Genomic DNA, 15,987 nt, shown 5'->3' with positions numbered 1-15,987 from the left:
GATAATTCCCTTGTTTGCTCAGAATTTCACCTAACCATCTATGCTGTAAGCATTTTTTCCGTAAGTTAGCTACAAGTCGAGCGGGATTATGTGAGCTGGGTTGGATAAAGCAGGGTAATTTCTGGAAGTTAACTACAAAAAACCCTTTTTAGGCCCGAAAAAATCATGTAGAGTTTGAGTCGTAGGGTACAGAGGTAAGATGTTCTATCTTTCAGACCTTTTACTTCACGTAATCGGATTTGGCTGAATATTAGCCGCCCCAGTCAGTTATGACTGGGGCGTTTTTTATTGGGCGACGTTCAAAAGCGCGTTACTGCGGATCGTTAAGACTCTCTTCAACAGCAGGAGGGATATCGGTAAACCAGCTATCCAGCTTCTGGCTTAGCTTGTCGACGCCAATTCTCTTAAGCGAAGAGAAAACTTCGACCTGAATATCACCCACAAAACCTTTAGCTTCTTCACGCACCAGATTGAGCTGAGCTTTACGCGCACCCGAGGCCAGTTTATCTGCCTTGGTGAGCAGAACCAGTACCTGAATACCGCTCTGAACGGCCCACTTAATCATTTGCTGATCCAGGTCCTTAAGCGGATGACGGATATCCATCAGTACCACCAGGCCCTTCAGACATTCGCGTCTGTGCAGATATTCTGACAGGGCTTGCTGCCACTTCAGCTTTACCTCCTCGGGGACTTCCGCATAACCATAGCCCGGTAAATCGACCAGGCGGTAGCCTTCTGCAACCTGGAAAAGGTTGATCAGCTGGGTACGGCCAGGCGTTTTACTGGTACGGGCCAGCGATTTCTGGTTGGTCAGCGTGTTAAGTGCGCTGGACTTGCCCGCATTAGAACGGCCTGCAAATGCCACTTCGATTCCGCTGTCGGAGGGAAGATGACGGATATCAGGGGCGCTGGTGACAAAATGAGTGAGATGATAATTCCAGCCAGACAAAATAAAACTCCAGGAATAAATGTGCAATTGCGCTGAGTATACCCTGTATAGAATCAAAGCGCCCAGCTCACCGCTGTCAGGTCCATCCTTTGTAAGAGATTTGCTACAGATCATGTCAGCATTTATCCTTTCCTGTTAATTGGGGAAAATGCAAAAAAATTCTATTAAACAATGTATTAGTTTAATTTCGAATTTTCGGCACCAAAATAGTTACGCTGGCTGACTTGAGAGTTTGTCTTAATGGTCTACAGTATTGGTCAGAACCTGGAGGGTTCACTTCAGGACGAAGCGCTCAGGGTAGGCAGGATGCTGCTGAGCAGGGATGGAAAGGCGTTGTGGATAATGCCACAAAATGGAACGGAACACGTCCGGGACGGATGAAACGGCAAAGGAAAACCGGGATGTTGTATGCCCAAAAGGATGCTGACTCAGTCAGTCCTTCTGCGGAAGGTGCGAAAAAAGGCGACAGGGAGACCTGCCGCCTTTTTTCTTTGTCTGCTTTCTGCTAGATTTCGCCGCAATTCTATACTGAATATAAAAAGTCTGAGAGCAGAAATCATGAAGCAACCTGCACGTAAACCCCAGGATAAAAAACCAGCAGCAAAAAGCCCGCGTAAACCCCGCGTTGACCTCAATGCTGAAGCGCGCGATCGCAAGCGTGACAAGAAGCAACGCGGCAATCCTACCGGCAGTCGCGCTAATCCTCTCGCCCAGGCCCAGAAAAGTAGCACTGACTACAAAAGCAAAGATCCGCGTATCGGCAGCAAAAAGCCCGTTGCCCTGGGCGCGGCTTCCGCTGCGACCAAACCCGCGAAGCCCGCTAAAGTGGCCAAACCGGTGCATGAAGAGAAGACATCCCGTCTGACGCCGGAAGAAGAGCTGGCAGGACTGGAAAATAACGAACGCCTTGACGCGCTTCTGGACAGACTGGAAAACGGGGAAAGCCTGTCAGCAGAGGATCAGGCCTGGCTGGATCAGTCCCTGGATCGTATCGACGTGCTGATGGAGCAGCTGGGTATCGCACTGGATGATGATGCGGATGATGATAAAGAAGCCGAAGAAGACATGTACCGTTTGCTGAAGGGCGGTAAGTAGTTACTCCGGACGACATCAGACTGAACGGCCGCGCCACCGGCGGGTGCTGCCGTTTTAAAAGGTTTCTCTGCTAATGAATTGGCCTGGATCAATTTTTGCGTTAATTCTGTTCTGCTGGCTGGCCTGGGCATTGGTTAAACTACGCCGTCTGTCGCGGCTGAAAAACCGGCTGCGCAGAAAGGCCGTTCGTTCGCTTCCGGGTCATCCTCCTGTTATCCGACGATCGGCAACCCGACGCCGACGCAGGAGTGAATACCGTGATCCAGACGATTGAATGGGATCTGAATCTGATTCAGAAGTACAACATCTCTGGTCCCCGCTATACCTCTTACCCCACCGCGCTGGAATTTCATCAGGATTATACCGAAGCAGCCTTTTTGCAGGCGGCTCAGCGTTATCTGGATCGCCCGCTTTCACTGTATGTTCATATCCCTTTCTGCCATCGGCTGTGCTATTTCTGCGGCTGCAACAAAGTTGTGACGCGACAGCAGCATAAGGCCGACCGCTATCTGGATGCGCTTGAGGTGGAGATCAACGCCCGCGCACCGCTGTTTCGTGAGCGCACCGTCACGCAGATGCACTGGGGCGGCGGTACGCCGACATATCTTAGTAAGACTCAAATTACCCGACTGATCGATCTGCTAAAAAAACAGTTCCGCTTTAGCGAACAGGCGGAACTGTCAATTGAGGTCGATCCCCGGGAAATTGAGCTGGACGTATTGGACCACCTGCGGGCTGCGGGATTTAACCGTCTCAGCATGGGAGTGCAGGACTTCAACAAAGCCGTGCAGGAAAAGGTGAATCGGGTACAGAGTGAAGAGGTCATTTTTGCCCTCGTCGAACGTGCCCGCCAGCTGGGATTCACCTCCACTAACCTCGACTTAATCTACGGCTTGCCGCTGCAAACGGCGGAGAGCTTTGCCTTTACGCTTAAGAAGGTGGCCGCGCTCGCGCCTGACCGGCTCAGCGTATTTAACTATGCGCATATGCCGACGCTGTTTGCCGCCCAGCGTAAAATCAAAGAAGCCGATCTCCCGGATGCGCAGCAAAAGCTCGATATCCTGCAACAGTCCATTGCCACTCTGACCGACGCGGGATACCAGTTTATTGGTATGGACCATTTTGCACGCCCGGATGATGAACTCGCCGTGGCCCAGCGTGAAGGGCGGCTGCACCGCAACTTTCAGGGCTACACGACGCAGGGCGAAAGCGACTTACTGGGGATGGGGGTTTCGGCCATCAGTATGCTGGGCGACAGCTATGCGCAGAATCATAAAGAACTTAAGGTCTGGTATGCGGCCATTGACGAACAGCGCACGGCGCTTTGGCGGGGACTGCAGCTTACAGAGGATGATTGCCTGCGACGTGACGTGATTAAGGCGCTGATCTGCAATTTTTCGCTGAATTTTGCCGATTTCGACACGCGGGATCGCACCTTTAGTGACTATTTTGCTGCGGATCTGCAACGCCTGGCGCCTCTGATGCACGATGGGCTGGTGGACAGGGACGAGAAGGGCCTTCAGGTGACCGCTAAGGGCCGTTTGCTGATAAGGAATATCTGTATGTGTTTTGACAGTCATCTTCATCAGAAGGCGCACAGGCAGCAGTTTTCGCGGGTGATTTGAATCGGGATGAATGAAACGGCCCGCCATCACAGTGATTGTGATGGCGGGCCATTTTTATGACCGATCATTTGGGGATGGAACAGGCGCGGGGGAAGATTTGCGCTTATTCCATGCCAAGCTCTTTCAGCTTGCGGGTCAGGGTATTTCGTCCCCAGCCCAGCAGGCGGGCTGCTTCCTGTTTGTGTCCCTGCGTGTGGCGCAGTGCGGTCGTCAGCAGCGTACGCTCCAGTTCAGGCTGCGCCTCTGACAGCAGGTTTTGATGACCGGAACGCAGCGCCCGGTCAGCCCACTGTGCCAGCAGCGTCGCCCAGCTGTCCGGCAGCGACTGCACCGGACTGTCGGGGGAGGCGGTTTCAAACAGTTCGGAAGGCAGATCCTGAATCAGCACCTCCTGGCCCGCTGCCATTACCGTTAACCAGCGGCAGGTGTTTTCCAGCTGGCGTACGTTGCCCGACCAGTGCAGGCGGGTCAGCGCCGTCTCGGTTTCCGGATGAAGAATTTTGGCCTCTACGCCCAGCTCGCGCGCTGCTTCCTGCAGGAAATACCCTGCCAGCCGGGGAATATCCTCGCGTCTTTCCCGTAGCGGAGGCAGATGGACGCGGATAACGTTAAGACGATGAAACAGATCCTCGCGGAATTTACCTTCCTGCACCCGGAGTTCAAGGTTCTGGTGAGTCGCGGCAATAATTCGCACGTCCACCTTCACCGGCGCATAGCCCCCTACGCGATAAAACTGTCCGTCGGCCAGTACGCGCAGCAGTCGGGTCTGCACATCCAGCGGCATATCACCGATTTCGTCAAGGAAGAGCGTGCCGCCATCGGCCTGCTCAAAACGGCCCTGTCGAATCTGATTGGCTCCGGTAAAGGCCCCTTTTTCATGGCCGAACAGCTCCGATTCAATCAGATCTTTGGGGATGGCGGCCATATTCAGGGCGATAAAGGGGGCTTTGGCGCGCGGGCTGTGTCGGTGCAGCGCATGGGCGACCAGCTCTTTACCCGTTCCCGATTCACCGTTAATCAGCACGCTGATTGAGGAGCGTGAAAGCCGGCCAATTATGCGAAAGACATCCTGCATCGCTGGCGCTTCACCGATAATATCGGTGGTGGGGCCACTGACCGGCTGATTTCGCGGCTGCTGCTGCTCCTGGTAATGGCTAATCGCGCGTTCAACCAGAGCAACCGCCTCGTCGATATCAAAGGGCTTCGGCAGGTAATCAAATGCGCCCTGCTGATAGGCGCTGACGGCCGCATCCAGATCGGAATGCGCGGTCATTATGATGACCGGGAGCATGGGGTGGCGCTGTTTTATCTGCTTTAGCAGCGCCAGGCCGTCCATACCCGGCATACGGATATCTGAAAGTAAAACGTCCGGCGTTTTGGAGGCAAGGGCATCAAGCACCTTGTCACCGCTGTCGAAAGAGACGCAGCTTAACCCGGCTCCAGTGAGTGCGCGTTCAAGCACCCAGCGGATGGAGCTATCATCATCGACGATCCAGACTATCCCTCGTTGCATAGAAACCTCTACTTCCGAATAGGCAGAAAAACAGAAAACTCGGTGTGGCCAGGCCAGCTGTTAAATTCTATTTTTCCTGAATGTTGGTCGATCAGACTTCGCGCTATCGACAGGCCCAAACCGGTACCCCCTTCACGTCCGCTGACCATGGGATAAAACAGCGTGTCCTGTAACTGTGCCGGAATGCCCGGTCCATCATCCTCAATATCGATACGCGCCACCAGCCGATAACGAACGCCGTGCAGCGTGAGCTGAAAGGCAGTGCGGGTGCGCAGGGTAATGGTGCCGCCTTCTTCGCCCAGAGCCTGAAAGGCATTACGCACGATATTCAGAAGGACCTGTTCTATCTGGTCGGGATCGTGTGGCAGTTCAGGCAGGCTGGGGTCGTAATCCCGCACCAGCGTGACGTTATCCGGCAGTTCCATCGACACCAGATTGACGATTCGCTCGACCACCTGATGAATACTTTGCGTGATGTGCATACCTGGCTGCTGCGGGCCGAGCAGGCGATCGACCAGATTACGCAGGCGATCGGCCTGTTCAATAATGACCCGGGTATACTCCGTAAGCGACGGGTCGGGCAGCGCTTTCGCCAGCAGCTGTGCCGCGCCACGCAGTCCACCCAGCGGATTCTTTATCTCATGGGCGAGACCCCGCACTAAATCCCGGGCGGCAACCTGCTGGGCATGTTGGATCTGTTCCTGGCTGAGGCGACGCTGATTATCCATCGGCGCCATTTCAAGCAGGATTAGCCCTTCAGGAAGGCGCTGCGCGGTGAGTGACATAACGTGCGCGCGGCTATCGACCACCAGCGTGACTTCGCTGTCGGTAAAACCCTGACCTGCATTCAGGCTCTCGTGCATAACGTCGATATTGAGCGAAAAATACCCCATTAGTTCCGGTAGCGGTGTACCAAATAGCTTGCGGGAACTCTGCGCCAGCAGCTGCTGTGCCGCAGGATTGGCGTAATGAACGACCAGTTCGCTATCGACCAGCAAAATACTGTTGATCAGCGAATTGAGAATTTGCCCAGCATCGGGCTGCGTGCCTGTTGCCATGCATAAACTCCTGCACTGTTTTAGTGCATTATAGTCAGTGAAGCCGGTAAACGTCTGCCGGGGCGGTGAATTCGCGGAGAAAAAAGCCCATCCGGAGATGGGCTATAATTTCCACGGAATACTTCCGGTTGCTGCCCTGTTGCGCCAGAGAGACTACGCCGGGCTTACCGCGACCTTACACGCTGTAGTAGAGTTCAAACTCAACCGGGTGTGGTGTCATACGAACGCGGTCCATTTCAGCCTTACGCAGGTCAATGTAGGCGTCGATAGTTTCATCAGTAAACACGCCACCGCGCGTCAGGAACTCACGATCTTCATTCAGTGCGTTAAGCGCTTCTTCCAGCGAACCCGCTACTTTCGGGATTTCAGCTTCTTCTTCCGGCGGCAGGTCATACAGGTTTTTGTCCATCGCGTCGCCAGGATGGATCTTGTTGATGATGCCGTCCAGGCCAGCCATCAGCAGGGCAGAGAAGCACAGGTACGGGTTAGCCGCCGGGTCAGGGAAGCGCGCTTCAATACGACGCGCTTTCGGGCTGGCAACCACCGGGATACGGATTGAAGCAGAACGGTTACGGGCTGAGTACGCCAGCATAACAGGGGCTTCGTAACCCGGGACCAGACGCTTATAGGAGTTGGTGGTCGGGTTAGAGAGGGCGTTAATGGCTTTAGCGTGCTTAATAACGCCGCCGATGTAGAACAGGGCAGTTTCAGACAGGCCGCCGTATTTGTCGCCTGCGAACAGGTTGTTACCGCCTTTGGAGAGAGACATATGGCAGTGCATGCCTGAGCCGTTATCACCAAAGATAGGCTTTGGCATAAAGGTCGCGGTTTTGCCGTAGGCGTGGGCAACGTTGTGTACGACATATTTGTAGATCTGAATTTCATCGGCTTTCTTGGTCATGGTATTGAAGCGGGTAGCCACTTCGTTCTGACCCGCCGTCGCCACTTCGTGGTGATGCGCTTCCACAACCAGACCCATCTGCTCCATGGTCAGACACATGGCAGAACGAATATCCTGCGAAGAGTCGACCGGTGGAACCGGGAAATAGCCGCCTTTCAGACCTGGACGGTGGCCTTTGTTACCGCCTTCGTACTCTTTGCCGGTGTTCCATGCCGCTTCGATATCGTCGATAGCCACGTGAGAGCCGGAGGTGGTCGCGCCGAAGCGGACGTCGTCAAACAGGAAGAACTCAGGCTCCGGGCCAAACAGCACGGTATCGGCAATGCCGGAAGAACGCAGGAAGTCTTCCGCACGCTTGGCAATGGAGCGCGGATCGCGGTCATAACCCTGCATAGTGCCAGGCTCAAGGATATCGCAGCGGATAATCAGCGTGGAATCTTCAAAGAAAGGATCAAGGACCGCGGTGGTCGCATCAGGCATCAGCACCATGTCTGATTCGTTAATGCCTTTCCAGCCGCCAATCGAGGAGCCGTCAAACATCTTGCCTTCCTCGAAGAAGTCAGCATTAACCTGATGAGCAGGAATGGTGACGTGCTGCTCTTTACCCTTGGTGTCGGTAAAGCGCAGATCGACAAATTTGACTTCATGCTCGTTCATCATCGAAAGGACGTGTTCAGCGGACATACATAACTCTCCTGGATTTGGTCATTGTCGTTATGGTAGAGAACTCTGCGGCGAACTTTGCTTATATGGCACAGTCGTCCGATACTAAGATCTCTGACAAGCTATCAACCGTTATGGAAATGGGCATTTATCGCTTACTGAATTAAAGCGAAATCTATGCCAACTTTATTATTTGCCCCAAAAAGCGCTATGATGCGCGCTCTCGCTTAATGAGAGCTGCACCATGATGGAAGTCGCGCACCATTATGGTGCCAATCGGTGCGCTATGCGCACTAATTTGGTGCATTTTTTCGATGGAGTGCATTTCTTGCACTGTAAATGGCTACAAAAGCAATCCTGACAGTTATCTTTAATTGAAATTTGTGATCCTGTTCAGTCCTTCGATTAATCCGTGTACAATAGCGCGCTATTTCTAATGCCTGAGGCAAAGCTGTGATCGAAAATTTGCGTAACATCGCCATTATTGCCCACGTTGACCATGGTAAAACTACCCTGGTTGATAAATTGCTACAGCAGTCCGGTACCTTTGATGCCCGTACTGAAGCAACCGAACGCGTAATGGACTCCAACGATTTGGAGAAAGAGCGTGGGATTACCATCCTCGCAAAAAACACCGCCATTAATTGGAATGACTACCGCATCAACATCGTGGATACCCCAGGACACGCCGACTTCGGCGGTGAGGTTGAGCGTGTGATGTCAATGGTCGACTCGGTGCTGCTGGTTGTGGATGCAATGGATGGCCCTATGCCGCAAACCCGCTTCGTGACCAAAAAAGCCTTCGCTAATGGTCTGAAGCCGATCGTGGTCATCAACAAAGTTGACCGTCCTGGCGCACGTCCAGACTGGGTTGTGGATCAGGTATTTGACCTGTTCGTAAACCTGGATGCGACTGACGAGCAGCTCGACTTCCCGGTTATCTATGCTTCTGCCCTGAACGGTATCGCGGGTCTTGACCATAACGATATGGCAGAAGACATGACCCCGCTGTATCAGGCCATCGTGGATCACGTCTCACCGCCACAGGTTGAGATGGATGCGCCGTTCCAGATGCAGATTTCCCAGCTGGACTATAACAACTACGTTGGCGTTATCGGCATTGGCCGTATCAAACGCGGCAAAGTGAAGCCCAACCAGCAGGTGACCCTCGTTGATAGCGAAGGTAAAACCCGCAACGGTAAAGTGGGTAAAGTGCTGACGCATATGGGTCTTGAGCGTATCGAAGCGACCGAAGCGGAAGCGGGCGATATCATCGCCATCACCGGTCTGGGCGAGCTGAACATCTCTGATACCATCTGCGATCCGCAGAGCGTTGAAGCGCTGCCAGCCCTGAGCGTTGACGAACCTACCGTGACCATGTACTTCAACGTCAACACCTCACCGTTCTGTGGTAAAGAAGGCAAGTACGTGACTTCACGTCAGATCCTTGACCGTCTGAACAAAGAGCTGGTGCACAACGTGGCGCTGCGTGTTGAAGAGACCGAAGACTCCGACGCCTTCCGCGTTTCGGGTCGTGGTGAACTTCACCTGTCTGTTCTGATTGAAAACATGCGTCGTGAAGGCTTCGAAATCGCCGTTTCACGTCCTAAAGTAATCAATCGTAAAATCGATGGCCGCATGCAGGAGCCGTTCGAGAACGTGACGCTGGATATCGAAGAACAGCACCAGGGTTCTGTGATGCAGGCAATGGGCGAGCGTAAGGGTGATGTTAAAGACATGATCCCAGACGGCAAAGGCCGTATTCGTCTCGATTACCTGATCCCGGCGCGTGGCCTGATCGGCTTCCGTACCGAGTTCATGACCATGACCTCTGGTACCGGTCTGCTGTATTCAACCTTCAGCCACTACGACGACGTTCGTCCGGGCGAAATCGGCCAGCGCCAGAACGGCGTGCTGATCTCTAACGGCCAGGGTAAAGCAGTGGCATTCGCCCTGTTCAGCCTGCAGGATCGCGGTAAGCTGTTCCTGGGTCACGGTGCAGAAGTTTATGAAGGCCAGATCATCGGTATTCACAGCCGTTCTAACGACCTGACCGTAAACTGCCTGACCGGTAAGAAGCTGACCAACATGCGTGCTTCCGGTACTGACGAAGCGACTACGCTGGTTCCGGCTATCAGGATGTCTCTGGAGCAGGCTCTGGAATTCATTGATGATGACGAACTGGTCGAAGTGACGCCTGCGTCCGTCCGTATTCGTAAACGTCACCTGACTGAAAACGATCGTAAACGCGCAAGCCGCGGTCCTAAAGAGTCTTAATCGCTCGTTAGTGACTGTATCAAAAGGCCGGATCCCCTCCGGCCTTTACTCTTCATGCCCATTTTCAAACCCCATTCCTGTTCAGTCTCCCCTTTTACCGCTAGAGTGAATAGCTCACCGGCACACAAGGAGATGACCATGCTGTATATCTTTGACTTAGGTAACGTCATTGTTGATATTGATTTCAACCGGGTTCTTGGCGTCTGGAGCGATCTGGGCCGCGTTCCGCTGGCCACGCTGCAAAGCCGTTTTACCCTGGGTGAAAGCTTCCAGCGCCACGAGCGGGGAGAAATCAGCGACGAAGATTTTGCTACACAAGTCTGTGACGAACTTGGCCTGGCGTTGGGATTCGAACAATTCGCCGCAGGCTGGCAGGCCGTTTTCGTTAGCGTCCGCCCTGAAGTGGTCCAGCTGATGAACACGCTTCGCGCACGCGGCGAGCGGGTGGTTATCCTCTCCAATACCAACCGCCTGCATACCGAGTTCTGGCCCGAGGAGTTTCCTGAGGTCAAAAGCGCGGCGGACAGGATCTATCTTTCCCAGGATATGGGAATGCGCAAGCCTGAGGCGCGGATTTATCAGCAGGTATTACAGGAAGAGGGCGTCATGGCTGACCAGGCCATCTTTTTTGACGATAACGCAGACAATATTGCAGCGGCTCGCGCGCTGGGTATTCATAGCGTGCAGGTGACCGATGCCAACGTGGTTCCTGCCTTTTTCGCCGATCGCTTTTAACGATGCTGCTGATTAAAATCGGTCTTGACCGCCTGGGGACGGGCTGGTCATGGATAAAACGACTCTGGCATCGGATTGACGAGGATGGCATGACCACCCTTGCCGGAAACCTGGCCTATGTCTCTTTGCTGTCGATGGTACCGCTGGTCGCCGTGGTCTTTGCATTGTTCGCCGCTTTTCCGGTTTTCTCCGACGTGAGCGTTCAGCTTAAGCACTTTATCTTTAGCAATTTTGTTCCGGCATCCGGCACCGTCATCCAGAGTTATCTGGAACAGTTCGTTGCCAACGTGAATAAAATGACGGCGGTCGGGGCCTGTGGTCTGGTCGTCACGTCGCTGCTGTTGATGTATTCCATTGATACGGCGCTGAATGCTATCTGGCGCAGCAAACGCAAGCGGCCGCTGGTCTACTCTTTTGCCGTCTACTGGATGATTCTGACGCTCGGCCCGATGCTGGCCGGGGCAAGCCTGGCGATCAGCTCTTACCTGCTTTCGCTGCGCTGGGCATCGGCTTCCGGCGTCAGCTGGCTGATAGATTATGGGCTGAGAATTTTTCCTCTGCTGCTTTCCTGGCTCTCATTCTTTCTGCTTTACAGCATTGTTCCTACGCGTCAGGTGGCGGGGCGTGATGCACTGATCGGTGCGCTGGTGGCCGGACTGCTGTTCGAGCTGGGTAAGAAGGGCTTTGCGCTCTATATAACGATGTTCCCCTCGTATCAGCTGATTTATGGCGTACTTGCGGTTATCCCCATTCTGTTTCTCTGGGTCTACTGGACCTGGTGTATTGTACTGCTGGGTGCGGAGATCGCGGCGATGCTGGGCGATCGCCGCCTGCACCGGGAACAGGTGTTACAGAAACAGCAAGAGCAAGAACAAGCGCGGGAAAAAGAGAAACGATGATTGCCTTAATTCAGCGCGTATTGAGCGCCAGCGTAACGGTGTCAGGGGAGCGCATTGGGGAAACCGGACCGGGGCTGCTGGTCCTGCTGGGCGTGGAAAAAGGGGATGACCCACAAAAAGTGTCACGCCTGTGCGATCGCGTACTTGGCTATCGCATTTTCAGCGACGACCAGGGCAAAATGAACCTTAACGTGCAGCAGGCAGGAGGTAGCGTGCTGGTGGTATCCCAGTTTACCCTCGCCGCAGATACGCAAAAGGGGATGCGGCCCGGTTTTTCTGGCGGCGCAGAACCCGCAGAAGCAGAAAAGCTGTATGAGGCCTTTATCGGCTGCTGTCGTGAAAAAGGTGTGACGACCGAAACGGGTCGTTTTGGTGCGGATATGCAGGTCGCGCTGGTCAATGATGGCCCGGTGACCTTCTGGCTGCAGGTTTAAGGCCGAAAGCCGAACGACGGGTCAGCGTACCGGGCTCAGAAAGAGAGAACCATCTTATGTATCATCTTCGGGTGCCTGAAACAGCAGAAGAGCTGAATACCTACTACCAATTCCGCTGGGAGATGCTGCGTAAGCCGCTTCATCAGCCAATGGGGTCAGAGCGGGATGCCTGGGATGCGCTGGCGCATCACCAGATGGTGGTGGACGAGCATGGCGAACCGGTGGCGGTAGGGCGCCTGTACATCAATGCGGAAAACGAAGCGGGGATACGCTTCCTTGCGGTGCATCCCTCGGTGCAGGGAAAAGGGCTGGGTACGCTGGTGGCGATGACGCTGGAGTCCGTGGCGCGGCAGGAAGGGGCGAAGCGCGTCGTGTGCAGCGCGCGCGAAGATGCGGTGGAGTTCTTTGCCAAGCTGGGCTACGTCAATCAGGGGGAGGTGACCGCACCGCAGACCACGCCGCTGCGCCACTTCCTGATGATTAAATCGGTCATGACTCTGGATGATATCCTGCACCGGGCCGACTGGTGCGGTCAGCTTCAGCAGGCCTGGTACGATCATATTCCGCTTAGCGAGAAAATGGGCGTGCGGATTTTGCAGTACACCGGGCAAAAATTCATCACCACCATGCCGGAAACCGGTAATCAGAACCCGCACCAGACCCTGTTTGCCGGCAGCCTGTTCTCGCTTGCGACGCTAACCGGGTGGGGGCTTATCTGGCTGCTGCTGCGCGAGCGGCATCTCGGGGGCACCATTATTCTGGCCGATGCCCATATTCGCTATAGCCACCCGATCACCGGTAAGCCGGGCGCGGTGGCTGACCTTGGCTCAATGAGCGGCGATTTGGATCGCCTTGCGCGCGGACGCAAGGCGCGAGTGCAGCTGGAGGTGGAACTCTTCGGCAATGAGGTGTGCGGCGCGGTATTTGAAGGCGTTTATATCGTGCTCCCCGCCGATCCAAACGGCCCGCTGGAGCTGGGCGGGTCGGGTATTAAGTAAGGACCGTGTGAAACAAGTGCAGCCGGAAATCAGCGCCCCTTCTTTTTGCGGCCCGGCTGAGCAAAGCGTTTGCGGGAAGCCGGGCCGGCAGGGGATTTATCGCCGCCCTTCGGTGCGCCGCTGACCGGTTTTTTTACCGTGGCCGGCTTAGCCTTTGCAGGGGCTTTCTTAGTCGGCTTCTCTTCTGATGAAGAGTCTTCAATCAGCTTAAATAGCTCAATCAGCTCATCGTCGGTCAGGTCGCGCCACTCTCCCGGCGGCAGCCCTTTCAGGCTGACATTCATAATGCGGGTACGCTCGAGTTTCATCACTTCATAGCCAAAGTGCTTACACATGCGGCGGATCTGGCGGTTAAGTCCCTGCACCAGCGTGATGCGAAACACGAACGGCGCCTCTTTCTTCACTTTGCATTTTTTAGTCACCGTGCCCATCATCGGCACGCCAGCGCCCAGCCCGGTGATAAACTCGTCGGTCACCGGCTTGTTTACCGTGACCACGTACTCTTTCTCGTGGTCGTTTCCTGAGCGCAGGATCTTGTTCACCAGATCGCCGTGGTTAGTCAGGAAAATCAGCCCCTGCGAGTCCTTATCCAGTCGCCCAACCGGGAAAACGCGTTTGCTGTGGTTTACAAAGTTAACGATGTTGTCGCGCTCACCCTCTTCCGTGGTGCTGATGATGCCGACAGGTTTGTTGAGCGCAATAAGCACCAGATCGTCTTCATTACGCGGCTCAATCAGCTGACCATTAACTTTCACCACATCGCCAGCAAAAACCTGCGCACCGACGCCGACGCGCTTACCGTTAATAAACACATTTCCCTGTTCTATGTAACGGTCGGCATCGCGGCGGGAACAAATACCGCTCTCGCTGATGTATTTATTAAGACGAATGGATGAATTGGTCAGCATGGAGCCTCCTTTTTTAAAGCGCGGACTATACCTTACTCCCGTCAGGTTGCGAACAGGAGCGAAGCATATAGTCCTTTTTTACCGGGGATCCGCACAAAAAATTTTGTACTGCTATCCCATCCCCATCACTCTGCGCACTACTGCGACGCCGTTACCTGACCCGACTGCATTCTTTGCTGCACCGTTTTGTCGTTAACGGTCGTCGAGAGCGAACCGTTCACCGAGGGTTTTAGCGGCGTTCCTGCTGCCAGCCTGCCCTCTATCTTTAGCTGCATATCGCCGTCGCCCTGAAGATCAATATCCGGCCATCCCCACTCATGCAGCAGGTTAGCGGGTACCTGGCGTCCGTTCAGGGTCAGCGAGAACGCCCGCTGGGGCTGCTGGGAAAGGGTAGCCAGGCTTTCAACCATCCCGCCTTTGACGAAGGCGCTCATCTCCGTCACCGCAATGCTGTTGTCGTCAGCCGTCAGCGCGAGGGAAGGGTGACGGACATCAACGCGGTTAAAGGTTGCTTCGGCGGCGTTCACACTCAGCCTGCCTGACCAAATCCCCCACTGCCGATCCCGCGCCAGCTGCAGGTCATTGCCGCTGCCCTCAAGTGACGTCATCTGGAAGGGGAAGTCCGGATTGATATCAATAATCAGATTCCTGTTGGCCTCAAACCGCTTCACTTCAATGCCTGACAGCCAGGCGGGCAGCGGCGCCATCCACAGGTCACGCCAGTTTTGCGGCAGCGTATATTCAAGACCGGCGATCGCCAGCTGATCCAGCGTCAGCTTTTTATCGCTCCGTTGCCAGGTTCCGGCAGTGCGGATCAGCCCATTCGCCCAGCGCGAGCTGAGCTGGGTCAGCGCCACGCCCTCTGGCGAAAAGGTCATATTGACGATGGGATCGTTCAGCTCAAGGCTGCCGTTAACGAAGGAATTTGCATTCATTGAGAGCGAACCATCCCGGCTTTCCCAGTCGCCATCCCGCAGGGTGATATTTTTAAGCGCCAAATCTAAATCGGTGATCGCCCAGTCAGCCCCCTCCAGACGGGCACCGGTTACATCAATGCGCTCAAAGTGTATCGGCGGTAGCGACAGTAGCGGCTCAATAAAGCCTGGAAGGGATCGACTGCTTTGCAGGCGAATATTGTTCAGCCTGAGGTTAGCCACGTCCCAGTGGCCGGTGGCGTCCCGCTGTGCCCGGCCAGTGATGGAGCCGAGTGCCAGATCGGCACCGAAATTGCTGATAACCCACTGCTGCTGGCTGATACTGCCCTGAAGCAGCACATTCTTCGCGGGAATGCCGCCAACATTCAGCGAGGCTGCGCTCATCTGGAAACGGGCATCGCTGCCAGGCATGTTCCCCGCCTGCGGTTTCCAGGGGATGAGGCCACCGACGACCCGCTCTGCTTTAATGGGCAGTTCACCGTCGGGGGCGTCCACCGCCATCTCACTAAGCTGGAGACGATCTGCTTCCAGGGGAAGCGGTGCGGCGGTGCGCCAGACGTTCAGCGTCCCTTTTTCCAGTCTGATGCTGCTGAAGTGCCCTGGGTGGGTAAACTGGGCGAGACTCAGCCCGAGGTCCACCCGCTTCGCCACCAGCGTTGCCGGCTGAGTTTTACGGCCAAACGAGACGTTATCAAGGGTAAGAAGCGAGGGATCGGAAAAGTTATGCTCCAGCTTGCTGAACGCCAGCTGATAGTCGGTGCGCTGGCTGATCGAGCGGCTTATCCATCCGGCCCCCCACTGCGTCTGGAGCAGGACATAGAGCAGGATAGCCACCAGTAAAAGCAGCAATAGTAGCGTAAGCAGAATTTTTCCGAGTCGTTTCATTGCACCCTTCCCTATGAGCATTTTTGATAGGTTGTTATGCCTGAATTATTACCGAAGCTCAACCGCCGGATGGTCGCGGGCGACGTGAATATCGCCCGCCTGTAAGCGCAGG

At 54.8% G+C, this 15,987-nt stretch carries 14 protein-coding genes; 8 read left to right on the top strand and 6 right to left on the bottom strand.

Annotated features, from left to right (window positions below; genetic code table 11):
- The first annotated feature begins 199 nt into the window (after window positions 1-199).
- Window positions 200-247, top strand: coding sequence for a small protein SpfP (gene spfP / locus AC4PCC_RS21885; protein WP_071892919.1), 48 nt, complete (start codon window positions 200-202; stop codon window positions 245-247).
- Between the two features lie 63 nt (window positions 248-310).
- Here spfP and yihA read toward each other — a convergent pair whose 3' ends face one another.
- Window positions 311-949 carry a ribosome biogenesis GTP-binding protein YihA/YsxC gene (gene yihA / locus AC4PCC_RS21880; protein WP_492125932.1) on the bottom strand — a complete coding sequence of 213 codons (639 nt, stop codon included), beginning with the start codon at window positions 947-949 and terminating at the stop codon, window positions 311-313.
- A gap of 558 nt (window positions 950-1,507) precedes the next feature.
- Here yihA and yihI point away from each other — a divergent pair.
- Together yihI and hemN are read left to right on the top strand one after the other, a co-directional pair.
- Window positions 1,508-2,044 carry a Der GTPase-activating protein YihI gene (yihI, locus tag AC4PCC_RS21875; protein WP_492125931.1) on the top strand — a complete coding sequence of 179 codons (537 nt, stop codon included), beginning with the start codon at window positions 1,508-1,510 and terminating at the stop codon, window positions 2,042-2,044.
- A gap of 257 nt (window positions 2,045-2,301) precedes the next feature.
- Window positions 2,302-3,669 carry an oxygen-independent coproporphyrinogen III oxidase gene (gene hemN / locus AC4PCC_RS21870; protein ID WP_492125930.1) on the top strand — a complete coding sequence of 456 codons (1,368 nt, stop codon included), beginning with the start codon at window positions 2,302-2,304 and terminating at the stop codon, window positions 3,667-3,669.
- A 103-nt stretch (window positions 3,670-3,772) separates the two neighbouring features.
- Here hemN and glnG read toward each other — a convergent pair whose 3' ends face one another.
- The 3 genes from glnG to glnA form a co-directional block, all read right to left on the bottom strand.
- Window positions 3,773-5,182 (bottom strand): nitrogen regulation protein NR(I), encoded by a 1,410-nt coding sequence (gene glnG / locus AC4PCC_RS21865; RefSeq protein WP_067709206.1) that lies wholly within the window; start codon window positions 5,180-5,182, stop codon window positions 3,773-3,775.
- A gap of 8 nt (window positions 5,183-5,190) precedes the next feature.
- Window positions 5,191-6,240 (bottom strand): nitrogen regulation protein NR(II), encoded by a 1,050-nt coding sequence (glnL, locus tag AC4PCC_RS21860; RefSeq protein ID WP_492125929.1) that lies wholly within the window; start codon window positions 6,238-6,240, stop codon window positions 5,191-5,193.
- Window positions 6,241-6,415: 175 nt separating this feature from the next.
- Complete coding sequence (glnA, locus tag AC4PCC_RS21855; protein ID WP_067709211.1) at window positions 6,416-7,825, bottom strand: glutamate--ammonia ligase; 1,410 nt, start codon at window positions 7,823-7,825, stop codon at window positions 6,416-6,418.
- A 432-nt stretch (window positions 7,826-8,257) separates the two neighbouring features.
- Here glnA and typA point away from each other — a divergent pair, with 432 nt between their 5' ends.
- From typA to fabY, 5 genes are all read left to right on the top strand, one after another.
- Window positions 8,258-10,081, top strand: a complete 1,824-nt coding sequence (typA, locus tag AC4PCC_RS21850; protein WP_492125928.1) for a ribosome-dependent GTPase TypA — start codon at window positions 8,258-8,260, stop codon at window positions 10,079-10,081.
- A 138-nt stretch (window positions 10,082-10,219) separates the two neighbouring features.
- Window positions 10,220-10,816, top strand: a complete 597-nt coding sequence (gene yihX, locus AC4PCC_RS21845) for a glucose-1-phosphatase (RefSeq protein ID WP_492125927.1) — start codon at window positions 10,220-10,222, stop codon at window positions 10,814-10,816.
- 2 nt (window positions 10,817-10,818) lie between these two features.
- Window positions 10,819-11,715 (top strand): virulence factor BrkB family protein, encoded by an 897-nt coding sequence (locus AC4PCC_RS21840; protein WP_492125926.1) that lies wholly within the window; start codon window positions 10,819-10,821, stop codon window positions 11,713-11,715.
- A complete protein-coding gene (gene dtd / locus AC4PCC_RS21835; RefSeq protein ID WP_492125925.1) occupies window positions 11,712-12,149 on the top strand; it encodes a D-aminoacyl-tRNA deacylase in 438 nt (145 codons plus the stop codon). The genes AC4PCC_RS21840 and dtd overlap by 4 nt, the downstream gene beginning before the upstream one ends.
- 56 nt (window positions 12,150-12,205) lie before the next feature.
- Window positions 12,206-13,147 (top strand): fatty acid biosynthesis protein FabY, encoded by a 942-nt coding sequence (gene fabY / locus AC4PCC_RS21830; protein ID WP_345829619.1) that lies wholly within the window; start codon window positions 12,206-12,208, stop codon window positions 13,145-13,147.
- Window positions 13,148-13,176: 29 nt separating this feature from the next.
- Here the strand turns inward: fabY and rluF are convergent, their stop codons facing one another.
- Window positions 13,177-14,055, bottom strand: coding sequence for a 23S rRNA pseudouridine(2604) synthase RluF (rluF, locus tag AC4PCC_RS21825; RefSeq protein ID WP_492125924.1), 879 nt, complete (start codon window positions 14,053-14,055; stop codon window positions 13,177-13,179).
- Window positions 14,056-14,192: 137 nt separating this feature from the next.
- A complete protein-coding gene (locus AC4PCC_RS21820; protein WP_492125923.1) occupies window positions 14,193-15,875 on the bottom strand; it encodes an AsmA family protein in 1,683 nt (560 codons plus the stop codon).
- Between the last annotated feature and the right edge of the window lie 112 nt (window positions 15,876-15,987).

Source organism: Erwinia sp. L03-1, from assembly GCF_058686115.1.
Note: the sequence above shows the minus strand (reverse complement) of the source record. Positions and strands in the feature narration are given on the sequence as shown.